This is a genomic window from Peribacillus frigoritolerans (assembly GCF_004358755.1).
Lineage (GTDB): Bacteria > Bacillota > Bacilli > Bacillales > Bacillaceae > Bacillus_P.
The window spans coordinates 1,045,491-1,068,296 of record NZ_SMZY01000002.1 but is presented as its reverse complement, the minus strand read 5'-3'; the positions used below and the strand labels follow the sequence as shown (position 1 = coordinate 1,068,296).

24 protein-coding genes are annotated in these 22,806 nt (G+C 40.1%); 13 read left to right on the top strand and 11 right to left on the bottom strand.

All coding sequences use genetic code 11. The features are described from left to right. Positions 1–21 precede the first annotated feature (21 nt). The 5 genes from E2R53_RS12625 to E2R53_RS12605 form a co-directional block, all read right to left on the bottom strand. Positions 22–990, bottom strand: coding sequence for a cation diffusion facilitator family transporter (locus E2R53_RS12625; protein WP_133312073.1), 969 nt, complete (start codon positions 988–990; stop codon positions 22–24). A 61-nt stretch (positions 991–1,051) separates the two neighbouring features. Further along, complete coding sequence (locus E2R53_RS12620; protein WP_133312072.1) at positions 1,052–2,176, bottom strand: AI-2E family transporter; 1,125 nt, start codon at positions 2,174–2,176, stop codon at positions 1,052–1,054. Positions 2,177–2,344: 168 nt separating this feature from the next. Then, a complete protein-coding gene (locus E2R53_RS12615) occupies positions 2,345–2,716 on the bottom strand; it encodes a DnaJ family domain-containing protein (RefSeq protein ID WP_286166168.1) in 372 nt (123 codons plus the stop codon). 96 nt (positions 2,717–2,812) lie between these two features. After that, entirely contained in the window at positions 2,813–3,556 is a 744-nt protein-coding gene (locus E2R53_RS12610) for a hypothetical protein (protein WP_133312071.1), read from the bottom strand. Beyond that, positions 3,549–4,208, bottom strand: coding sequence for a cobalamin B12-binding domain-containing protein (locus E2R53_RS12605; protein ID WP_133312070.1), 660 nt, complete (start codon positions 4,206–4,208; stop codon positions 3,549–3,551). Before E2R53_RS12605 ends, E2R53_RS12610 begins: the two co-directional genes overlap by 8 nt. A 246-nt stretch (positions 4,209–4,454) precedes the next feature. On the opposite strand from E2R53_RS12605, the gene E2R53_RS12600 reads away from it, so the two are divergent. The 8 genes from E2R53_RS12600 (at position 4,455) to E2R53_RS12570 (ending at position 11,198) form a co-directional block, all read left to right on the top strand. Beyond that, a complete protein-coding gene (locus E2R53_RS12600; protein ID WP_133312069.1) occupies positions 4,455–5,924 on the top strand; it encodes a potassium/proton antiporter in 1,470 nt (489 codons plus the stop codon). Between the two features lie 246 nt (positions 5,925–6,170). After that, positions 6,171–6,716 (top strand): hypothetical protein, encoded by a 546-nt coding sequence (locus E2R53_RS23290; RefSeq protein ID WP_165970977.1) that lies wholly within the window; start codon positions 6,171–6,173, stop codon positions 6,714–6,716. A gap of 48 nt (positions 6,717–6,764) precedes the next feature. Then, the gene (locus tag E2R53_RS12595; RefSeq protein WP_133312068.1) at positions 6,765–7,667 is read left to right on the top strand and encodes an HD-GYP domain-containing protein; all 903 of its coding nucleotides are present in this window, start codon (positions 6,765–6,767) and stop codon (positions 7,665–7,667) included. A gap of 71 nt (positions 7,668–7,738) precedes the next feature. Further along, on the top strand, positions 7,739–8,344 hold the full coding sequence (locus E2R53_RS12590; RefSeq protein ID WP_133312067.1) for a DedA family protein: 606 nt from the start codon (positions 7,739–7,741) through the stop codon (positions 8,342–8,344). Between the two features lie 14 nt (positions 8,345–8,358). Then, positions 8,359–8,844 carry a hypothetical protein gene (locus E2R53_RS12585; protein WP_286166167.1) on the top strand — a complete coding sequence of 162 codons (486 nt, stop codon included), beginning with the start codon at positions 8,359–8,361 and terminating at the stop codon, positions 8,842–8,844. Between the two features lie 183 nt (positions 8,845–9,027). After that, entirely contained in the window at positions 9,028–9,594 is a 567-nt protein-coding gene (locus E2R53_RS12580; RefSeq protein ID WP_133312065.1) for a copper resistance CopC family protein, read from the top strand. Between the two features lie 5 nt (positions 9,595–9,599). Beyond that, positions 9,600–10,673, top strand: coding sequence for a copper resistance D family protein (locus E2R53_RS12575; RefSeq protein WP_133312064.1), 1,074 nt, complete (start codon positions 9,600–9,602; stop codon positions 10,671–10,673). Positions 10,674–10,739: 66 nt separating this feature from the next. After that, the gene (locus E2R53_RS12570; RefSeq protein WP_133312063.1) at positions 10,740–11,198 is read left to right on the top strand and encodes an OsmC family protein; all 459 of its coding nucleotides are present in this window, start codon (positions 10,740–10,742) and stop codon (positions 11,196–11,198) included. 232 nt (positions 11,199–11,430) lie between these two features. On the opposite strand, the gene E2R53_RS12565 is transcribed toward E2R53_RS12570, so the two are convergent. Further along, positions 11,431–12,000, bottom strand: coding sequence for a thioredoxin family protein (locus tag E2R53_RS12565; protein ID WP_133312062.1), 570 nt, complete (start codon positions 11,998–12,000; stop codon positions 11,431–11,433). A gap of 402 nt (positions 12,001–12,402) precedes the next feature. On the opposite strand from E2R53_RS12565, the gene E2R53_RS12560 reads away from it, so the two are divergent. The 5 genes from E2R53_RS12560 (at position 12,403) to E2R53_RS12545 (ending at position 16,296) form a co-directional block, all read left to right on the top strand. Further along, positions 12,403–13,488 (top strand): mechanosensitive ion channel family protein, encoded by a 1,086-nt coding sequence (locus E2R53_RS12560; RefSeq protein WP_133312061.1) that lies wholly within the window; start codon positions 12,403–12,405, stop codon positions 13,486–13,488. Positions 13,489–13,578: 90 nt separating this feature from the next. Next, positions 13,579–14,382 (top strand): pyrroline-5-carboxylate reductase, encoded by an 804-nt coding sequence (proC, locus tag E2R53_RS12555; RefSeq protein ID WP_286166166.1) that lies wholly within the window; start codon positions 13,579–13,581, stop codon positions 14,380–14,382. A 341-nt stretch (positions 14,383–14,723) separates the two neighbouring features. Further along, positions 14,724–15,611, top strand: coding sequence for a YitT family protein (locus E2R53_RS12550; RefSeq protein ID WP_165970976.1), 888 nt, complete (start codon positions 14,724–14,726; stop codon positions 15,609–15,611). A gap of 262 nt (positions 15,612–15,873) precedes the next feature. Then, complete coding sequence (locus tag E2R53_RS23285; protein ID WP_165970975.1) at positions 15,874–15,981, top strand: YhdX family protein; 108 nt, start codon at positions 15,874–15,876, stop codon at positions 15,979–15,981. Between the two features lie 126 nt (positions 15,982–16,107). After that, positions 16,108–16,296: a hypothetical protein gene (locus E2R53_RS12545; RefSeq protein ID WP_133312060.1), complete on the top strand. Its 189-nt coding sequence runs from the start codon at positions 16,108–16,110 to the stop codon at positions 16,294–16,296. A 115-nt stretch (positions 16,297–16,411) separates the two neighbouring features. On the opposite strand, the gene E2R53_RS12540 is transcribed toward E2R53_RS12545, so the two are convergent. The 5 genes from E2R53_RS12540 to E2R53_RS12520 all read right to left on the bottom strand — a co-directional run bounded on the left by E2R53_RS12540 (position 16,412) and on the right by E2R53_RS12520 (position 22,714). Then, complete coding sequence (locus tag E2R53_RS12540) at positions 16,412–17,194, bottom strand: anti-sigma factor (RefSeq protein ID WP_133312281.1); 783 nt, start codon at positions 17,192–17,194, stop codon at positions 16,412–16,414. Further along, positions 17,187–17,750 (bottom strand): RNA polymerase sigma factor, encoded by a 564-nt coding sequence (locus E2R53_RS12535; protein WP_133312059.1) that lies wholly within the window; start codon positions 17,748–17,750, stop codon positions 17,187–17,189. The genes E2R53_RS12540 and E2R53_RS12535 overlap by 8 nt, the downstream gene beginning before the upstream one ends. A 314-nt stretch (positions 17,751–18,064) precedes the next feature. Next, positions 18,065–19,069 carry a DUF3231 family protein gene (locus tag E2R53_RS12530; RefSeq protein WP_133312058.1) on the bottom strand — a complete coding sequence of 335 codons (1,005 nt, stop codon included), beginning with the start codon at positions 19,067–19,069 and terminating at the stop codon, positions 18,065–18,067. A gap of 309 nt (positions 19,070–19,378) precedes the next feature. Further along, positions 19,379–20,422 (bottom strand): ribonucleotide-diphosphate reductase subunit beta, encoded by a 1,044-nt coding sequence (locus E2R53_RS12525; protein ID WP_133312057.1) that lies wholly within the window; start codon positions 20,420–20,422, stop codon positions 19,379–19,381. 15 nt (positions 20,423–20,437) lie between these two features. Continuing rightward, complete coding sequence (locus E2R53_RS12520) at positions 20,438–22,714, bottom strand: ribonucleoside-diphosphate reductase subunit alpha (RefSeq protein WP_133312056.1); 2,277 nt, start codon at positions 22,712–22,714, stop codon at positions 20,438–20,440. Between the last annotated feature and the right edge of the window lie 92 nt (positions 22,715–22,806).

The window sequence follows — 22,806 nt, the reverse complement described above, 5'->3', positions numbered from 1 at the left end:
AGGGTCCTTTTATCTTCAATTTTATTCAGTTGTTTCATTCAATCCCCATGTTTTGACTCCGTCTGATTCAAAAATGCCAAGGGTGACATCTGCAATATCATGATCGGTATATAAGTGATCTCTCACCCGGATTTTTATATCATCTGCTAGGGCAAGTGATAACCCGGGTTTTAGTTCCAGATAGCTTTCAACATGATATTTGCGGCCCTCCTGCAGAATGCGGAGATTTTTAATGTCTTCTACATCAGGATCAGCTAGAATCATTTCTGCAATCCGGTCTTCGACATCTTTAGGTGCAGCAACTCCGATTAATCCAATTGTATTCTCATACCCGATTTTAACGGCAATGCCTATCAGAAGTACTCCAATCAGCAGAGTACCTACACCATCTAAAATATACAAACCGGTGAAATAAGACACTACGATTGATACAAGGGCTAATAATGCACCGAATGTAGCAATGATGTCTTCGTAGAAAACAAGTCTTGTGGGCGGAGAAGCAAGGCTTACATTTTTGAATGCATTTCCTGCAATGGCAAATCCTTTAGCTTCCGTTCTGGTCTCATGGGCAATTTCTTTCATTGCTTTTATTAGAATGAGACCATCAATAATAACGGCGATGACAAGAATGCTTGCATTTAACAGGATATTTGTAGTTGGCTTAGGATGCTGAATCAGTTCCCAGCCCTTATGGAGCGTTTCATAAGCCATGATTGAAATCACAATCACCGCTATCAGGACGAAGAGATTTACGACCCGTCCAAATCCTGTCGGAAAACGTTTTGTCGGAGCTTTTTCAGCAAGAGCGCTTCCGACAAACACAAAACCCTGATTAATGGCATCGGCCGCTGAATGCAAAGTAGTGGCAAACATCGTTCCATTCCCGCTGATAAAAGCAGCAATTCCTTTAATAATGGTTAATGCCGTGTTTCCGAGAGCTGCAATGCCTGATGATTTATTCCCTTTTTTAAGTAGCTGAAAAAATGTCATATGCCCACCTGCCAAATCATGATTATTTGTCTATAGTTACTATCCTTCAAACTTGCAGAAATTACTCAATTTCGATGTCGATATTCGTGTTCCGGATTGGATCGAGCCGTTCTTTCCGGAGAAGGTAAAGTCTGTAAGAATGGCTGCAAATGACCTTCAATATAGCATAGGTCGGAACGGCAAGAAGCATTCCAAGCAATCCTCCCATGCTCCCTGCAACAATCAGCAGCAGGATGATGGTCAATGGGTGAATATCAAGTCTCTTGCCCATGATCAGCGGCGAGGTAACATTGCCGTCGATTTGCTGAACAATTACAACGACGATGAGCACTTGTATGACCATGAAAGGTGAATCCAGAAAGCCGACAATGACGGCAGGAATCACTGCGATAAACGGTCCAAGGAAAGGGATGACGTTTGTCAGCATCGCAAACATGGCAAGCAGGATGGAATAATCAAGTCCAATGATTAAATAACCTATGTACATCATCACACCAACCACAAGACTGACGAGTGCCTGTCCTTGAATGTACGAGCTTAGTGCATGATCCATATCTTTTAAAATAAGCTTGGCTTCGTTTGCTTTTGTATAGGGCAAAAAGCGCAAAACCTGTTTTGGCGCATATTCACCATCTTTCAGCAAATAAAAAACAATAAACGGCACCGTTACAAAGATAGTTGCAATGCTTGTCAGAATTCCAATGAAATTAGAAACACGGCTGCCGATATTGCTGACATTCGACTGGAAATAATCTGTAACAGAGCCTGTCATTTTTTCAAATGTCAAAATATCATTCTGTTCAAATCGGGCGAACCATTTGTTTTCTCTTAGAGCGAGAAGATTGTCCTGAAGGGTTTGCACAATCTGAGGAAAGTTTTTGATCAGTTCTTGAAATTGTTTCTGAATAACCGGACCGATCAGGAACACAAGCAAAGTTCCAAGACCAATAACCAGCAAATAAATAATGATGATTGAAATGGTATTCGGAACACCTTTACTTCCTAAAAAACGTACGATTGGGCGAAGCAAATAAAAGATGATCCCTGAAACCAAAAAGGGGAAAAACAGGGTAGTGAATATGATTTCAAGCGGTCTGAAAATGAAATCCACTTTAGTCGACAGCAGAATAATCGTTAAAAAAATAATGATTCCATATCCAATTTTAAAAATTTTGTCCTTCGGCAAATGACATGCACCACCTTTTGATGTATTTCTCACTTCCATGAGTTTGCGGAGATTTGCCATATGTAGTTTTTCCCATAAGGAGATAAGGTGAAACAAAATTGTTTTCATTATAGCATGCCCGGTGCAGCGGCGAAGCCTTTTTTAATTGGGCGAGTTTGTCTTTGTTTGTTATTCCCAAAGTTTATAATGTTTTTCAAGCTCACCAAGAGAAATCAAGTTTTTTTGCAGGGCTGCGGGACAAGAACGGTTGTATTTCATAATCTCTTTATTAATCAGTTCCGCTTCTGCTGTACGTTTTTCATCATCACTCAGCTTCATCAGGTTTTCTATGCGATGCTTAATCTCTTTCTGCAATTTAATCCATGCAGGCAGGTAGTTTGCGTTTTTGACGATTTTTGTGAAAATATCTCCTTCCAGAGCTCCTTTTGGAAGAGGCTTGCCCATGCCCGGCAATTTTCCAGCACCGCCTTTTTTTTCATAATCTTTATAAATAGAGCTCATTAAATCTCTGTTTGATAAATCATCATTGCTCTTTTTCAAGAAAATCCCTCCCATAGATCTAATAAGGATAACTTCTTGATAGATCTGGAAAGTCCTGTAAAGGTTTTCGTCAAATTTGTGAAATAGAAAAACCTATCATAAAAGATAGGTTTCAAGGGCAGTATTCAAATTCTGAACATAGGTGACATGGATGTTTGAATGAATTCTGTATACTTCTTTTGCCTGTGCGGGCGTCAAACTTGCAAAAAATGCCGCTGCTCCCATCAGGCTGAATTCCTGAACGAGATTTGAAAGGTCCAGTATTCCAGCTTCAGTGATTTCGCCTACACCATGAAAATCAATAAAGACCTGTTCGGCTCCTGAATCCGCCAAAAGGTTTAACAATCGGCCTGTATTTTTAGATATCAGATCTTGTGACAGCGATCCGAACAGCGGAATGAGCACAGCTTTTTTGGTCAGCATGATAAACGGGCTGGATAGTTCAACGATTCTATTGTATGCCTCTTCGGCCTCTTCTTTTTTTGCAAGGAGCTGAAGATCGGTTTCTGCCAGTCTTCTGCGGTGAAGTTCTACTTGATGGACGAGAGCTTCCATGCGTGAGTTTTGCTCTGTTAACAGAAGATAAAGAAAATCATCATCCCTGCTGATGTTTACTTTAAATAAGGCGAGAGGAGAGCTGAGTGTTTTTAGAACCAGCTCTGTCTCCTGTTTATCTGATTTTAGAACTTTTTCTGCTTTTGTTCTGCTGTCTTCATCAATTAAGTGAATAAAGCTATCCGTTTCTTCGAACAATTTTAATGCTGCAAGAGATTGTTCCTCGATGCAGAAGCTGTGATTTAATTTGAAAAAAGGAAGAGGAAGCATTCTGCTGTCAAACATGGGTATTTTCCTTTTCTTCTGTATTGCTGAGCCATTCATAGAGATCAGACAATGCATAAAACAGCCGCGTTTTATCAGAACAGTACTCAGCTTTATTTATAGTTGAGACAATTCGGCCTCCAACAATAACTGCAGGAGAGTGTTCTAATTGTTCAAGCTCCTGAATGTAGTGATTCAGCCTGTGGGCGTGCTTTCGAAGGGAAAAAGAAAGGCCGATTACATCCGGCTGCCAGTCGTCAGCTGTTTTCAGGGCATATTCTAAAGGGAGATTTGCTCCAAAAAGCTTTGTTTTATATCCGTATAGTTCAAACAAAATAGAAACCATCTTAAGACCAAGGTGATGAAGTTCATCCTCTATGCATAAAAACATGGCTTTCTTATTAGCTTCCTTTTGCTTTCGTTCTGTAAGAATGTGCTGCTGGTATCTGGAGAGGACAAAATCACAGGTTGTCGTTGCTAAGTGCTCATCGGCAACTGAAATTTGATCCTCTTCCCAGAGTATCCCTATATGTGCCATAGCCGGTGTCAGCAGCTCCTGAAAGATTGTAATAGGTTCTGCACCATCTGCATGCCTTGCTTCAACCAGCTGCCATGCGCGGTTTTGATTGCCTTCTAAAAGCAATCGTGTAAAAGCTGCTGTGTCTTTTTCCATATAAGTCACCTCTGAATCTATTAGCTGGAAAATACTGTAAGTTCGTATTATTAATTCATCACAATCATTTTACCATAAGTCATCCATTATATAGGAGGAAGAAACACCCATAGATTAAAATCACAAAATCTCTTTCCTAATGCCAATTTCTAGACGATAGGCTGAATGTTGCGATAAAATAGACTTATTCCCCTATTAAATCTCTTCAAAACGTTTTACAAAATCAAACTATGAGGTGATGCAGTATTGTCGTTTTCTGTTGATAATATCATTCTAATTTTAGCTGTTCTTCTCACAATCGGTGTTATGACCGCAAAGTTTTCCTCTCGCCTCGGATTGCCTTCCCTGGTATTTTTTATCGTTGTCGGTATGGTGCTCAGTCATTATATTTATTTTGATAATGCAAAGCTTGCCCAGCTTTTTGGTATTATCGCCCTGATCATTATTATTTTTGATGGCGGTTTACAAACAAAATGGGTGGATGTCAGAAAAATTCTTGTGCCATCATCCATGCTTGCTACAATCGGTGTTTTTATCACGACGATTATTATCGGCGTATTTGCAAAATTCATTCTCGATTTAACTTGGCTTGAGGGGTTATTATTTGGCGCGATCGTTGGGTCAACGGATGCTGCAGCGGTTTTTGCTGTTCTTGGCAACAAGAACATCAGAAAGAGATTGACGTCTACTCTGGAGGCTGAATCTGGTACGAATGATCCAATGGCCGTATTTCTGACAGTAACGATCATTCATCTGATTGGGCAGCCAGATACGAGTTTTATTGGTCTGATTTTAAGGTTTTTCTGGGAAATGGGATTTGGTCTTGCAGCAGGATTGCTTTTCGGGAAACTTGCGGTTTGGACCATTAACAAAATAAATTTAGACTCGTCCGGACTTTATCCGGTTTTATCACTTGCCTTTGCGATCTTAACCTACGGCTTAACGACGTTTGCGCACGCAAGCGGACTTCTTGCTGTATATGTAATGGCTGTAATAGTCGGAAATTCAGATCTGACCTTCCGTCATTCCATCATCCGGTTTAATGAAGGATTCGCATGGATGATGCAGATTTTAATGTTTATTTTGCTCGGATTGCTAGTATTCCCTAATCAGCTTTTGGACATCATTTGGGAAGGTTTGCTGCTTTCGGTTATTTTAATGATAGTGGCGCGTCCAATAGGTGTGTTCATCAGCATGATTGTTTCAAAGTTTTCCGCTAAGGAAAAGCTGTTTATTTCCTGGGCGGGACTTAGGGGAGCGGTACCGATTGTTCTGGCTACTTATCCGATGCTTGCAGGGATTGAAAACAGTCAGCTGATCTTTAATGTCGTTTTCTTCGTTGTCCTCACTTCGGCTCTGCTTCAAGGGGCGACACTTACACCTCTTGCCAATATGCTGAAGCTATCAGAAAGCAAGAAAAATTCAGTGCCCCATACCCTTGAATTAATCTCTATCGGCAAAACCAATAATGAGATGATTGAGCTTGAGGTTGGAGAAGGTGCAAGTGTTTCTGGAAAAGAATTAAAGGACATTGAGCTGCCGAATGATGCTTTAATAACGGCTGTTATAAGAAATGAAAAGCTTCATACTCCAAGAGGGGATACCAACATCTTTTCAGGGGATACCTTATATATTCTTGTCTCAAAGAAAAACCGGGAAAAAATCAAGACTATCTTTCAGGGTGAAAACGTAGAGACCGCGAGTAGCTTTGAATAGATAGTTAAAGAAGTGATGCAGCCTATGCTGCATCACTTTTTTGTGGAAATGAAAAAGCGAAATCCAGGTACCCATACCCAACGATGCCTTCGATCATCTTACATAATGTTGATCTGCAAACATATTAATCATGCTTTTTTTACAAAATTCGATCTTTTTTACTACATATTGTCATCATTGAGATATAATAGCAATGAAAAGTTAAAAAATTGTGATTAATCAGTAAAAATTTGAGGGGGATGAAAAATGAGAAAGATTGTTTCGCTTGTATTGGCTATTTTATTTATTACCATTTATTCAGCAGTTCCTGCAGCTTTCGCAGAAAGCAACAAACGATTAAGTGAGGATGAAGTTCATTTGCTGGTTGCGGAGGCAAATGAGAAAATAGATTTATTAATAGAAAAGGCAGTTGAAGAATCAGAGAAGCTTGAGAGCAGGTATTTAAAAGACAAACAAGAGACTCAAGAACGAATTGTACAGGTACAATCAGAGATCACAAACTTGGCAATAGAGCTTCAGGATGCAAAAGATGATAAAAAAATGATGAAAAAATTGGAGAATGCAGAGGAAAAGCTCCTGAAAGAAAATGAAAAGCTTGAAGAACTGCAAAAAAAGTTTGATAGAGAGCTTGATCAACTAATTCAGAATCTGCTGGAGGTTACAAATGAACTTTCAGCTGAGACCATCAGCAAAGCCGCTGAGAATGGAATAACTGTGGAATGTACATGGATTTTAGTTGAGCTTGGCGGAAAAAAGGTTTGGGTGGATCCGCTTAAAGTTGTTGGACCATAAACAGAGAAAAAGATTCCGCAATCCTTTTCTGATTTGGAGGGCTGTCAAATGGAAGGGCTGCATATTTTTAAAAGGGGCAGTTACATCAATACAGTAAAACAGCAGTCGGCAGAATTAAGTCTGCTGCTTAAAAATGAAGGAACAGAGATTCTTTTTCAAAGCATATTGAAGGATCGGATGTTCTATATATATCCCGGAGATAAGAGAGACTCCTTTGAATTCTATTACATCATTAAAGGGGAAGTTTTCTTTGAGGAAAATAACGAAAGCAGGCTGCTGAAAGAGAAAGATTATTTTTATGTTCAGGATTTGAAAAAGCCAATCTTCTTTAAAGCATTAACCGATGTAGAACTGCTTTGGTTTATTACAGAACCGGCTTTTGATGATTTAAGCGATGAAATAGAGAAGTTTACAAGCATGGTTCAGAAAGTAGAACATAAGGATCGCTACACGTACAATCACAGCATGAGAGTACAGGAATATTCCATAAAGATTGCCAAAGAACTGGGCCTTGATAAGAGAAGACTTGAAAACCTTTACGTAGCATCTTTGCTTCATGATATCGGAAAAATTAATGTACAGGCTGAGATCTTAAATAAACCGGAGAAACTGACTGATGAGGAATTTTCGATCATAAAAAAGCATCCCATTGATGGAGCTGAAATCTTGAAACATCAAAAAGGGGTAAGTGAGATCATTCTGCAGCATCATGAAAAATTAGATGGTTCAGGCTATCCTTTTGGACTGAAATCAGAAGAAATCCTGCTGGAATCTAAAATCGTAACAGTAAGCGACACCTATGATGCGATGACGCAGGATCGGGTTTACCGCAATGCTCTTCGTGCAGATGAAGCTGTTCGTGAACTGAAAAAATGGAGCGGAATCCATTTTGATCAAGAGATCGTGAATACATTGATCTCCATCTTGCACAAGGAAGGTAAAATTGATTGAGGCGTCTTTATATTCTAACTCTTATTATCTTAGTATAATAGAAGATAGATAAAGATGAAGGCAGTGAGATAATGGAGATTTCTGAGATTCTTATTTTTATAGAGGAGTATGGGTATTTGGCTCTGTTTGTCATGCTGTCTGCAGGTACCTTTTTTATCCCGCTTCCTAACGAAGTGATTGTCATGATGGGCGGATTTGCTTCTTCTCATGGGATTTTGCACCCTGTACCTGCCTTTTTTTCTTCCTATTTAGGCATTATGACGGCACTAACCTTTTGGTTTTTTGTCGGAAAAAGTTTTGGGGAACTGGCTCTGTCTTTTTTGGTGAGAAGAGAAAGAGCAAAACGCCGATTTATTAAATTTCAGCAGTTATTTGCAAGACATGGCGATTATACACTTGGCATGACCTATTTTTTCCCGCTGCTGCGGCATCTTGGACCGGTACTCGCCGGCATGAATAAATTAAAGTTTTGGAAATTCGCTCTGCTGGCATATGGATCAGCATTTTTATGGGCCATTCTCTTTTTTGGCCTGGGCAATAAATTCGGCTCTTCCATCGATGCAGTAAACGGGTATCTTACTAGATTTGGTCCGTTTTTTATTGGGGCTGGATGTTTGCTTTTTCTATCGATTATCTTTATTAGGTATTATCGCCGGAAAAAAATGAGGTCACGTTAACAAGGGAGATTAGGGTGGATAGTGAAACAGCAGTTGATGCGAGCAACGATTTTCATAAAAAATGTGCGGTGTCTTTATTCAATGGAGTGTGGAACTTGATGGAAAAACAGGACCGCACACCCGATGAAACAGATGCGATGATTCATATGGCGCATGCATCAAGATATCATTGGGAGCAGGTTGGCACAGCGGTTAACCTCTCGCGCGGAGAATGGCAAATAGCAAGGGTGTATGCGATTGCCGGCAGACCTGAGCCAGCCCTCTATCATGCAAACCGCAATCTGGAAATCTGTCTGTCCAATCAGATTGGTGATTTTGATTTAGCTTATGCATATGAGGGGCTTGCAAGGGCCTATTTTACAGCAGAGGATCTGGCTAACTTCAATCTCTACTTCGTAAAAGCACTTCAAGCAAGCAATCTAATAGAGCAAGACACAGATAAGCAGCTATTGCTGGATGATATGAAACAATTGCAGACAACGGCAGAAAAACTCGGGTGATTACATTCCCGGTTTTTTTATTTGAAAGTGAACATCCAAATAGAGGAGTATACCGTTTGCTTTTTAAACAAACCTTTAAGAAGAGGGACAGTGTTTAGAAAACTGTCGAAATTCGGCGAATTGGAAGCTGAAACATCATGTTAAAATGAAAATTAGAATTTACCTCTAGAAAGGAAGATACATATGAAAAAAATACTTTCTCTATTTGGAATGCTCGTTCTGCTCATTTTACCGAATACAGCTTTTGCACATACTCATATGACCTCATCAAATCCTGAAGAAGGTTCGACCGTAACAGAACCGGTTAAAGAAATTGAGTTAACCTTTGATACACCCATTGAGTCACTGAGTACGATGACCTTAACTAGAGATGGCGCTGACGTACCCCTGGAAGTGAAGGCTGAAGGAGAAACACTTAAAGGAATTTCTTCAAGTGAACTTGAAAATGGATCATACACAGCAGATTGGAAAATCATCGGTGAAGACGGACATGAGATGGAAGGCACTCTTGCCTTTACCGTTCAGCAAGAGGTCAAGGAAGAAGAGCCTCAACCATCCACTGATGATGAAACAGCAATGAATGAGGATGATCAAAATGCGGAAAATGATAAGACAGCACAAACAGATCAACAGGCTGAAAACGCGGAGTCAGAGCGGTCTGAGAACAGCCCGGTCATGACGGTTATTCTTGTAGCAATTGGTGTTATTGCCGTGATTGGCATCGTTCTCTTAATGAAAAAGAAAGGCTGATCAGCATGGCTTATCTTATACCGATAGGAGAAGGGATCACGTATGTTCTCTTCTCTTTCTTAATTGGGCATGTTGTCCTGCAGTTTGTCAAAAAAGACAAGAAACCTGATATACGGCTTCCAAAAGAATTTTTGCTGTTATCGGTGTTGTTAATCGCTCTTTTTTCTTTTTTTCCTGTTTTAAACATTATCCTGAATTTCTATCAAATAGCCGGGATCAGTCAAACGATACAATCGGTTTTGGCTGATTTTCAGACAGGCCAATCGTGGTTGATGACAGCAGCTGCCGCCGCCTGTCTATGGATTGTGATTTATTTAGATGGTCCAAAATCTATTCAGGGGCTGCTGCTGCTTTTCATGATTATAGCTTTAGGATATGCCAGCCACGCTGCATCATTATCCTTCTGGCCCGGAATCGCCTCTCACAGCATTCATTTTCTTTCCGTCACACTGTGGACGGGCGTTTTGCTTCATGCAGCCTGGTTTTCAAAAAAAGCGGAGAATTGGCAGGCTTTCCTGAACTGGTTTACGCCGTTTGCTCTCGTATGTATGACCGTTTTGACGGCAAGCGGGTTAATCGTTATGACATTTGTCGTTGATCTGAAAGATTATGCTGCTGCCTGGAGTTTATCGTACGGGCAAGTGATTTTATTAAAACATATCAGTATAGTCCCTTTGCTTGTATTTGCTTTTTTAAATGGCTTTGTAGGCAAAAGAGCCGGTCATTTTCAGGCTCTCGCCTGGGTAAGAGCTGAGAGTATTGTCGTAATGATTGTTTTTTTCTTAACAGGAGTACTAGGTACACAGGCTCCTCCTCATGATGTCAGCACAACACTTCGTTCTGACGGGGCTTCGCCTTTATTTGAATTTAGTAAAGGAATGAAAATTGAGGCGCCAATGGAGATCGGATTTGCTTTTACATGGAATGGAATTCTGCTCTTTGTTTTTGCTGCCCTTTTTATTGGCATGATGGTGGTCAGCTTTATGAAAAAAAGAAATGCATATGCAGCATGTGCATTTGCGGTTTTATTCATAGTTTCTGCATATCTTGCTTTCATGGCGAATGTTGCTGTCAGCTAATCAGCAGCCTGATTAAAGGACATTGTACGATCCAGGATTTATACTTAAGTAAAAGGAGGGATTTCCATGCCGGTACATTCTTTTCATTTAAAAGCACATTGGCCTGGCCTTAGAAACGATGTTGGGGAAATCGAAAGCGGGAATTTAAAAACACAGGTGTCGATTCCGCCGGAAATGGACGGTCCTGGCATCGGCACAAACCCTGACGAAATGCTCCTGGGCGCAGCTGCAACCTGCTATATCATTACACTTGCAGCAATGATGGAGCGCAGCCGATTGGAAAAAGAAGACCTTACCATGACATCAGAGGGAATTGTCGATGTTACTAATGGTGTCATTACCTATAAAAAAATCATTCATCGGCCTGTCATTGTGTTAAAAAGCACAGCATCTGCAAAAGATGAAGTGCTTGCTGGAAAGCTTGCTGAGCGGGCGGAGAGCTCCTGCATGATCAGCCGTGCGATTAAAGGGAACGTTGAAATGGGTCTTGAAGTGAGTATATGTAAAAAAGAAGTCACCGGGTGAGGTGACTTCTTTTTCTAGAGATAAGAAAGTATAAAATTTTGCGCTTCGATGGCGAGCGGAATCGCCCAACTCCTCGGCCAGAACGGATCCGCCAGTAAAGGCAAAAAGCGCCTTTACTGGCGGATCCTTATCTGTCATGCCTGCGCTAAACGGGCGCTTGCGCTTTTCTTAGTAAGGGCCAGAGCTAATTAGTTTGATAGGATGTTTTAAAAGCAATTATTGCCTTAGCGGATTAAACGTGCAATCTCTTCTTTTTAAGCGTGGTAATAATGCTATATGAAACTTCTTTCCATAGTGATTCGTCTTCTTTATAGGATGCCGTTAATGTTTGAATCATTTCTGATTGCTTTGTTTTGAAATCCGGGTGCTCTTTATCCGGCAGCGGTTTTCTCAGGCGGTCAACGAGCTGCTGAATTTTAGGAGCGCGGGGTCCCCAGACAGCTTTTTCGTTTCCTTCTTGATCGATGAAAATGAAGATGGGAATCGCACGTGATGTACCATTGGTTAAATATTGATCCATGAGCTCCAAGTTCGAGTCACGCAGCAAAAAGCGGACATCCATTCCTGCTTCTTCAGCTATTTTTAATAGAATAGGGTTATTCAGCATCGCATCTCCGCACCAGTCCTCTGTGAGAACAATGACGCGAAGGGATTGATTGCGGATGCTCTCAAGAATAGATACGTCGTCTTCATCAAGTGTAAATTGCTGATAGATGGTGTTCATTTCTTCTTTATTGACATTCATTTTTTCGATATATTCCTGTGCAGTTAATCCTTTAGCAAACCATGTATTAAGTGACATATTTAAGACCTCTCCCAGGATTGATTTAATGATAACGGTATCAGAATTCCCTGTAAAAATCCAGAAAGTTGAACTGAAATACTAACTTTATATACTATTTATAAAGGAGCTCAGATTCATGTACAAGAATAACCATCGAATAACCCTTTGTTTTTAAGATTTCACAATATCCGCTTTCATACTTGTGAAAAAGGGTGTAAGCTTCATTTCGGTAAATAACGTTGTGATGCATGTTTCTGCCGCCCTTCATTTTGTGATGTTACAAGAAAGACGCAGGAAGCAGCCTCAAAGTTACCAGTTTTTTAAAAATAATAGGGACCAAAAGACGATGAGGTTTTCGAAGAGTTTAGTATAATAGTATTTTGTGAATACATTAGGTATGAAGAGTAAGGAGAGAAGTTCATGTTTGAAAAATATATGACAATGGAAAGTTTGATTCAAATTGCCGTAAGCATCGGGATTTTCGTGCTGTTTATGGTCCTTCGCAAACTTTTCACGAAATACGTATTCAAAATGATATTGAAGTTCAGCAACAAAACGCCGACTGATATTTTCAGGAATGTTCTGGTTGCTTATGAAAAACCGCTGCGCATGTTTTTTATCCTGATCGGTCTATATTTGGCCATTCTATATTCGCCATTTTTCGAAAATCAAAGGGAAGTGCTGAGTCAATTTTATCGATCTTCCATCGTGATGACGATTGCATGGGGGCTTTACAATCTGACGGCATCTTCATCTCTCTTGTTTGACAAAGTGAATCAGCGTTTTGAACTTGAGATGGATGATATTCTTGGCCCCTTTTTATCAAAGGTCATGCGCTTTCTTATACTTGCGCTTACATTCAGCATCATTGCGCAGGAATTCAACTATGATGTAAATGGTTTTGTGGCAGGACTCGGACTTGGAGGACTTGCATTTGCCCTTGCAGCGAAAGAAACAATCGGCAATTTCTTTGGCGGAATCATTATCATTACAGAAAAGCCGTTTACACTCGGCGACTGGATTAAGACGCCAAGTGTAGAAGGGGTTGTAGAGGATATCTCTTTCAGAAGCACGAGAATCCGGACATTTCCTCAGGCGCTTGTAACCGTGCCAAACTCTACTCTTGCCAATGAGCCCATTACGAACTGGACAAAAATGGGCAAAAGGCAAATTCAATTCACAATTGGAGTGACATACGATACAACTGAATCTCAGCTGAAAACGTGTGTGAAGAGAATTGAACTTATGCTGTCTGAGCACGATGGTATACATGATGACACAATCAATGTGATCTTTAATGCTTTTGGCGACAGCCTTGATATTTTCTTGAATTTCTTCACGAAAACAACAGCCTATGCAGACCATTTAAGTGTGAAGCAGGATATTAATTATAAGATTATGGCGATTCTTGAAGAAGAGGGTGTAGGTTTTGCATTCCCAAGCCGTACTATTTATGTGGAATCCGCTAAACAGGATACATTTGAAAAAACAAAGCAGTATAGCTGATAGCCGGTGTTTCAACGCCGGTTTTTTTGTACTCTCAAGTTTGATAATTTGATAAAATAACAATAGTCGATAAAGAGAGGAAGTCATTTTTTGAAAAAAAGCACGATTTTATTTATTGGAGCAGGACGAATGGCAGAATCCATTTTATCCGGGCTTGTTCAATCTTCAAACGTAAAAGACATTTATGTATCCAATCATAAGAATAAAGAGAAACTCATTTACCTGCAGAAGAAGTATCAAGTCATCCCTTCTTTCAATTGGAAGGAAGATATTGAAAAAGCGGATATGGTTGTTCTTGCAATGCCTCCTGAAGTGCATTTGAATTTATTGCATGAAATGAAACCGTTCATACATAATCATTTTGTTGTAACGATAGCTGCGGGTATCGGGCCATCTTTCTTAGAAGAGCATCTGCCTGAGAATACCCCGGCTGCATGGGTGATGCCGAATACAGCATCAGAAATAGGCGAATCGATGTCGCTTGTCGCATACGGGAAAGCAGTGCTTCAAAATCATAAAAGCATGCTGAAGCAAGTGCTTGATGCCATTGGCGAAGCTGAGGAGTGCACAGAAGAACAGGTTCATCAATTAACTGCAATCACGGGAAGCGCTCCGGCTTTTCTTTATGCATTTTCAGAGAGTTTAATCAATCAGGCGGAGTCCTACGGAGTCTCTAATGAAACTGCCGTCAGGCTTGTCTCGCAGATGCTGGCCGGCTCATCTTCCATGCTGAAAGAGAAGCTTGCTCCAAAAGAACTTCGAGAGCAAGTGACAACACCAGGAGGAGCTACTGCTGAGGGAATAAAAGTCCTTAAAGAAGGCGGATTTGACGACTTAATAAAACATGCAGTCATTGCTGTAAATAAAAAAGCCATGAGCAAAGGGCTGGAATAGAATAAAAAAGGGGGGAGGGGTCAAGCGCGTTTCGAATTTTTAATGGTTGTTTGGCGCTTTCCCGTCCCGTTGCATGCAGGACATGCTTTTTTGAAAAATGGAAGCTTTGATCTGACCTTTCCTTTTCCGCTGCATTTTACACAAATATTAATCATTTTCATTCGCATCACCGTCTGAATTTTCTTACTATTTATTTTATCACAGATTATCCGCTTAGAGTTACTGTCAAACACCCTGAATAGGGGTGTTTTTTTTTGAAATCAGTCATTTAAGCAGTCTTCTGCATCTATATTTTAATATATAACTGAAATGACAAAGAGTGACTAAAAGGAGGAGGATAAATGGAGCCCCATCAAATGTCCGTCATCAAACAGCACAAAAAGCTGCCAAAAGCTGAAATTGGCAAACGCATGGTGCTGATTTGTTTCGGTGCAGTCTTGATGGCAATAGGTCTGGAAATTTTCCTCGTTCCTAATCGTGTGATAGATGGGGGGATTGTGGGAATTTCCATTATCCTTTCTCATCTGACGAAAGTGAAGCTTGGTATTTACTTGTTTTTTCTGAACGTGCCTTTTTTCTTTATTGGCTACAACCAGATTGGAAAGACATTTGCGCTTTCCACCTTGTTCGGTGTCGGAATTATGTCGGCTGCGACGGTTTTGCTTCACCCTGTTCCTGTGCTGACGGAGGATCTCTTGCTCGCATCTGTATTTGGCGGAATTATCCTCGGCATTGGAGTCGGCCTGGTTATCAGGTATGGCGGGTCGCTTGATGGGACAGAAGTTCTGGCGATTCTGTTTAATAAGCAATCTCCATTTTCCGTCGGGGAGATTATCATGTTTTTTAACCTGTTTATTTTAGGCAGTGCGGGTTTTGTATTTGGCTGGGACCGGGCGATGTATTCCCTGATCGCTTATTTCATCGCTTATAAAACGATTGATGTGGTCGTTCAGGGTCTTGATGAGTCTAAATCAGCATGGATTATAAGTGAGAACCCGGATGAGGTTGGTCAGGCAATTTTGGATCGCCTTGGCAGGGGAGTAACATACTTGAACGGCGAAGGAGCTTATACGGGCGATAATAAGAAGGTTATATTTTGTGTCATTACAAGACTTGAAGAAGCAAAGTTAAAATCAATCGTTGAGGAATTGGATCCTTCTGCCTTTTTAGCCGTAGCGAATATAACGGAAGTAAGAGGAGGCCGCTTTAAAAAGAAGAGCATCCATTAAATGACATGTTTTTTAAAAATACAGCAGGATAACAAAAAAAGTTACAAGGTCAGCTAAGTAAAAAGACCCTTATTTTCAAATGATTGTTAAATCGTGTCACGCTTGGCTTTTTCAAATACGGGAGTCGAAAATCCACCTTAAAAGAACGATGTATTTTGACCTTACCTTTGACTCAATTCAAAAAAAAGTCAAATAAATAGGGATATATCATTATTTACTAAATTTTCAGTTTAATTATGATATCAATAAAGGAGGAGATAAAATGGGTAAAGGAAGAATTCGTGTGGAAGAGAGTATTAAAGTGCAGACGGATGAGGAAATGTACGAAGCAACTTTAATTGAAAAAACGGAAGAGGAAGAAGTAAAGTAACAATCAGCCGTTTAAAGACACCGTGTGAATCCTTGATAATTTTGTCTCTGGTGAAAAATGCATGACTGTAGATTAAAACCACTATACAGGTATAGACAGCGTAGCGAATCTTAAGAGGTACGTGATATGCCATTGTCGGCTTGGCTGCCAGCTGGTTTTCTTGTTTTAGTCTTAATTGGCTGGATCAGCGATTTAAGGACAAAACGAAGAAGAAAATTAAATGTTTATCACTCTGATCCTAAAGCTGAAGCAATGAGAGCAGAACAGCAAATTCATAATGTCAATCGGGATATGAACAACTTTCATGGACAATAAATAGGGAGACTATCCAAGCGGATAGTCTCTTCATGAGTTTAAAGAAAGAAAATTCAGATAAATGGTTTAGTCAAATAAAAAAGAGGGTACGGTTTACCGTACCTTCTTAAGTTGGCTAGAGCTGTGAAGCAAGAACCACAGCACCTTCAGGAGCTTTGTTTCCTGCTTTTGGTTCAATCGTTATGGCTATCGTATCCCAATTCAGCTCGCCTTCCAGGTTCATTTCGTACATGACGGCACCATGTCCTGATGAATCTGGAACGAATGAACCGGCTGCTACTGGCTTTTCATTCTCAATCAGCCAGATTTGATACACTTCTCCGTCTTTCAGCTGCTTTAGCTGTTCAGCCTGAAGGACAACCATTTCTTTAGAATCGTTTTTTATCAGTGAAGCCATTGCCGTTACATTCTTCATTTGCTCATCAACAGGGGCAAGCGCAACTTGTTTTTTCAAATCTTCATTGCTGAATGCTGCATCTTTGGGAGGCTCATCAGCCATTTGTGTTAAGAAATAGCCATTTCCGAGAAGTGATGCAAAAAGCAAGGCAGCAACGGAAGGAAGAAGAAACTTATTAGGCCTTTTTTCTGCTTTAATTGGTACAATTTTGTCTTTTTTTTCTGCAGAGTGAACTTCTTTTTCTTTGACAAAAACAGGCTCAGGCGAATGATTTGCAGGATCCTCATTCAGGATGCTTCCTAAAATACGCTGTTTCATTTCTTTAGGAGGCTCTACAGGTTCAGAAAGATAAGGAAGGTCTTCTGTTAAAGCAGTTAATTCTTGAAGTTCTGCCGAACAGTCAGAACAAGACTCCAAATGAGCTTCGAATTCTCTTTTCTCTACAGCTGTCATCGTCTCATTAAAATAATCGAATAGTTTATCGCACATTTGGTTATTCATCTATGACCCTCCCTTCTTTGCCCAGCGTGCTCCTTAAATGCTTCAGTGCAAGCCGTATCCTTCCTTTGACGGTGCCGAGCGGAATTTGATATTCTTCTGAAATTTTCTGCTGAGTGAAGCCTTTAAAATAAAAGAGCTCAATCATTTGCTGCTGTTCCGTTTTCAGCTTGGAAACAGCTTCTCTCAATATTTCACCCTGCAGAAGCCACTCTACTTCATTTTCGACAGAGTGTTCGGAACTTGATACAGAGTCTTTTTCCATAATTTCAACGGTATCGGTTTTTTTATGTTTGCGAATCAGATCGATTGCCTGATTTCTTGTGATGGTTAATAGCCAAGAAGTAAACTTTCCTTTGCTGCTGTCATACACACGGTTCCCATGCCAAAGCTTCATAAATACGTCCTGCAGTACTTCTTCAGCAAGAGATTGATCATGAGTGATGCGGCAGGCAAATGAAAAAAGCAGTTTTTCGTAACGATCGTACATGATTTCAAGGGCATCTTTATCTTTATTGCGGATTCTTTCGTACAATAAAGTGTCGTCGTTTACTGTCATCTCCCAATCTCCTCTAATTTGATCAGACTTTCATAAATTAAAGGATATCATTAATTGTCGCAATTTGAAACTTTGAAGGATAGTCTTTCTTTGTATATAGAATAACGAAATAAAGATGTTTTTGTATCACTTATTACAGAAAAAATGTTAAAAAATATCCGTCTAATAATAGACTAACGGGTTCCGTTTTGGATGAGGAAAATTCAACATGTAGTGAAAAATGCAAATGAATTTGCAGTGAAATTTCACACTGCAATTATCCATTAAATTAATAAGATAAATAAGTTATACCCCTCACTAGTGAGGGGTATAACTTATTTATCTTGTGCAAGTTCTTTTCTATTGGGAGCAAGTGGCGGCTGTTCTAACCACTTGTTTTTCACCATAATATCAAACCATTTTTTAGTAATTGCTAATGTTTTTAGAATTGCTTTTTCATAAACTACAGCTAGGTCTGTTCGCATGGCTCCTGCTAGACCTGTCCCGTAATATACTTGTGCAGTTTGAAGCAAGAAACCCATATGATACAACATTAATTTATCTGAAAAAGGAGAGTCTTTTGACGTTGTTACCTCTGATTCCCACGACATTGGAACTGGCAAATTATCCTTGTGCATAATTTTTGAAAGGGCTTGTAAGTTTTCATCTGATGCTTTTTCTAATTCCTCAAAAAAATTTCTTACTTCTTTCGATTCAGTGACTTGACTGAATCCAATTGAAATAGCTTTTGCCATAATGCTCTTTTTAATGTTAAGAGAAATAGTGATTATTTCTGAAGCAGATAAAAGTCTCCCTTTTCCGAAGAATCCATCAGTAAAATCTTTTGTAGAAATAAATTCAGGGCTCTCATTAGGATAGAAATAGGGGTCTCTTTGGAATTTTCCTTTTTTAAGCAATAACTCAATGGTTAAATCGTACATCCTTTTTGCATCATTATCACATGAATTGTAAAATTCCCGTAGGTCCTTTCTGACAGAAACACTTAAAGCAGTTGTATGACCCAATAAACCATGTATAGTCATAATATGTAAATAATTTAAGCAGAATGTGTCAGAAAACAATCTCTCTGCACTTTTATTAAGGTCGGACTCAGTAAATCCAATGGGAACTGGAAATCCCTCTTTCTCAATAAAGGAAACAAGCTGCTTCTTTTGCTTTTCCCATGTCTCAATGGCTATCTCAAAAACTTCCTTTATTGATTCGTCTTCCAAAATAGAAATCATATACCTATTTACTATCTCGGCCATTGTTCCGTTTACATACTCCCCCCATAGTGTTCCTATTTCGGAAGATGTAAGTTTTAAATTGTCATTTTCCATTTGTTCTCACCTCTTCCGTATTTTTCACTAATACAGAAATAGATATGCATTTCTTTGGACTTAAACCTTTTAGATGAAAACAGTTGAGCAGTTGCTTTTTGAACGATCGGGTGCGTTAGTTTAATAAGAATTGTTAGGTGAACAATTTTAGGACTGAGGCCATGTTGAAAAACACCCTTAAATCCCCGTTATAACAACAAAAAACGGGTACAAATTGCTTTGCAATTTAATACCCATTTACTGCATTTTGTTGGTTTCTCCCTCAAAACTGAACAGTTAATAGTAGAATAGTAGACGGTCCATTTCTTATTATAGGTCATCAAATCCGTTATCAATGGAGTTGACTTTCGTATACTGCCGCGACTTTTGTTCAAAGAAATCAGACTTTCCAAGATCGACTTCTTCATAGGCTTTGATCCACTTCAGAGGATTCGTCCGGTTTTCTTCAAATGGGCGGTCAAATCCAAGCTGATTGCATCTGACATTTGCATAAAATTTAATATAATCCTCAACGTCTTTCATATGAATGCCGTCGATTTTGTTGCCAATGATAAAGCGGCCCCACTCAATTTCAAGAGCTGCAGCTTCCATAAAGGTTTCTTTTACAAAAGCTGCGAGTTCCTCTGTCTGATATTCCGGGTACTCGCGCAGCACTTCTTTAAAGATTTTCACAAACAAATCTACATGTATTTGTTCGTCCCGGTTAATGTAATTAATCATCGTGCTTGTAGCGACCATTTTTTGATTGCGTGCAAGATTGTAGAAATAAGCAAATCCCGAGTAAAAAAACAGACCTTCAAGAATGACATCATACACAATGGATTTGAGCAGATTGCTGACATTCGGTTCCTCTGCAAAGGCCTGATAGCCGTTCGTGACAAACTCATTCCGTTTTCTTAAAATAGGCTCGCTTCTCCAATATTCAAAAACTTCATCCTGAACGTGCTTTGGAACAATGCTTGAGAGAACATACGAGTATGAATGGTTATGAATCACTTCCTGCTGGGCGAGCATAATCATCAATGCGTTAACGCTTGAATCTGTTATATAGTCTGCAACTTTTCCCGCATAGTCTGTCTGAATGCTGTCAAGCAGGGCAAGAAGTCCGATGATTTTCAGAAAAGCATCCTGCTCATCTTTTGATAATTGCGGGAACTGCTTAATATCTCCGGACATATTAATTTCAAACGGTGTCCAGAAGTTGGCCAGCATTTTTTTGTATTTTGCGTAGGCCCAGGGATACGTTACATCGTCCCAGTTCAATACATTGGAGCTGCTGCCGTTAATAATGGCCGTGGACCGGTTGGGTGCTTCCGAATCCATAATGGACCTTGGTTTTAATGAATGCGTCATGATTTGTCTCTCCTTTTAGCTCGCACAAGATTCACAATCTTCTATGGCACTTGAAGTAGACCTCACATAATAAGTGGTCTTTAAGCCGGCTTTCCAGGCTGACAGGTGCAGGTTCAGCAATTCTTTTGCTTTTATTGTGTTCTGCACATAAAAGTTAAATGAAACGGATTGATCAATATGCTTTTGTCTTGCGGCATTTTGCCTGATGCTCCACGTCTGATCAATGAAATAAGCCGATTTATAATACCATGTGGTTTCTGGATTTAAATCAGGAGCAGTAACAGGTATTTTATAATCCTTTTTCTCTTCAGAGTACATTTTTTGGAAAATCGGATCGATGCTTGCTGTACTGCCTGCCAGAATGGAGGTGGAAGCATTAGGCGCCACCGCCATTAAGTAGCCGTTGCGAAGCCCCTTTTCCATGACCTGCTGTTTTAATTCATCCCATGGCAATTGTTCTGATGTGTAATTTCTGTTTTCGAAATACTCTCCGGTATGCCATTTTGATCCTTCAAACACTGGGTAGGCTCCTTTTTCAGCAGCAAGCTTCATGCTTGCCTGGATCGTGTAAAAGGCAATCTCTTCATATAATTTGTCTGCATACTGTACGGCTTCTTCGTCTTCCCATTTCAGGCGTTTTAAAGCTAGCAGGTGATGCCAGCCGAATGTTCCAAGACCGACTGCACGGTATTTCTGATTGGTGAGTTTAGCCTGCACCACAGGTATGTCATTCAAATCGATCACGTTATCCAGCATTCTGACCTGAATGGCAATAAGGCGCTCAAGCACTTCATCACCGGCAGCTCTTGCCAGATTAATAGATGACAGATTGCAGACAACAAAATCCCCAGGAGTTTTAACGGTGATGATTTTGCCGTCTTCTGTATATTGTTCATCCATCGTCGTAGCGCTCTGATTTTGAGTGATCTCTGTACATAGATTGCTGCAATAGACCATGCCTTTATGAGAATTCGGATTGCTGCGGTTCACTTCATCACGATAGAACATGAAGGGGGTGCCTGATTCCAGCTGGCCTTTCATGATGCCTTTCATAATGTCAATCGCAGGTACGGTTTGTTTAGTCAGCTCCGGATGATTGACGCACTCCCAATATTTATCGCGGAATGAGCCGAAGCCTTTTCCTTCATCGTAAAAATCCTCTAAGGAGTACCCCATAATTTTACGTACTTCATGCGGGTCAAATAAATGCCAGTCACCGCGGTTCTCTGCCTGTTCCATAAATAGATCAGGCAAGCAGACGCCTGTAAATAGATCGTGAGTTCTTAAGCGCTCATCGCCATTATTCAGCTTAGAATCCAGGAATGAAAAGATATCCTTATGCCACACATCCAGATAGACGGCGATAGCTCCTTTTCTTTGGCCAAGCTGATCTACGCTCACTGCTGTATTGTTCAGCTGCTTCATCCACGGGATCACACCGGATGAGACTCCTTTAAAGCCTTTAATGTCACTGCCGCGGCTGCGGATTTTGCCTAAATAAACCCCGATGCCTCCGCCGGATTTTGAAAGATTTGCAATATCTGTATTGCTGTCAAAGATGCCTTGCAGACTATCATCAACTGTATCTATAAAACAGCTCGACAGCTGGCCGACAGGCTTCCCTGCATTTGATAATGTCGGAGTAGCAACGGTCATATAAAGATTGCTGAGTGCCCAGTAAGCTTCTTTGACAAGCTGAAGGCGATGCTCTGTTTTTTCATTTGCCATAAGCGCCATGGCGATGACGAGATAACGTTCCTGCGGCAGTTCAAATGTTTTTTTATCAAAATCTCTTGCTAAATAGCGGTCCGACAAGGTGCGGAGTCCAATGTATGTAAACAGCTTGTCTTTTTCCGGCTGAATGATTGATGAAAGGCTTTCTATTTCTTCGTCTGAATATGCGTTCAGCAAATGCGGACTGTATATCCCCTTATCAGTCAGTGTTTTAAGTAAGTTCAGAAACGAATCATATCCATTTGGCTGATTGCGGTTGAACGCAGCTTCCTTATATAGCTTTCTTAGATAAATGCGTGCACAAAAGTAAGTCCATTGAGGTTCAAGCTCACTAATATTGGAGAGGCCTTCGAGAATAAGGAGATTGGAGATTTGGGATGATGTGTATTCACTGCGTCCTTCGATGTTTTGTACAATTCTTGTGCTGTAGGCATCCAGGTCAAGCTCTTTGAAGCCGTGTCCGATTTCACCTATGAAGTCTCTTATCCGTTTTTCTGAAAATGGGGCTTTTTCAAGTGTCAGTTCATTAAAAATAATTGTTGCCATTTTGGTTGCCATTTGACATCCTCCTAAAAAATAATAAAGCGCAAAGGCTTTAATCAGGTCTTGGTTGTGTGAATGTTTACGCCTAAAAAAAATCCGCTCAAGGG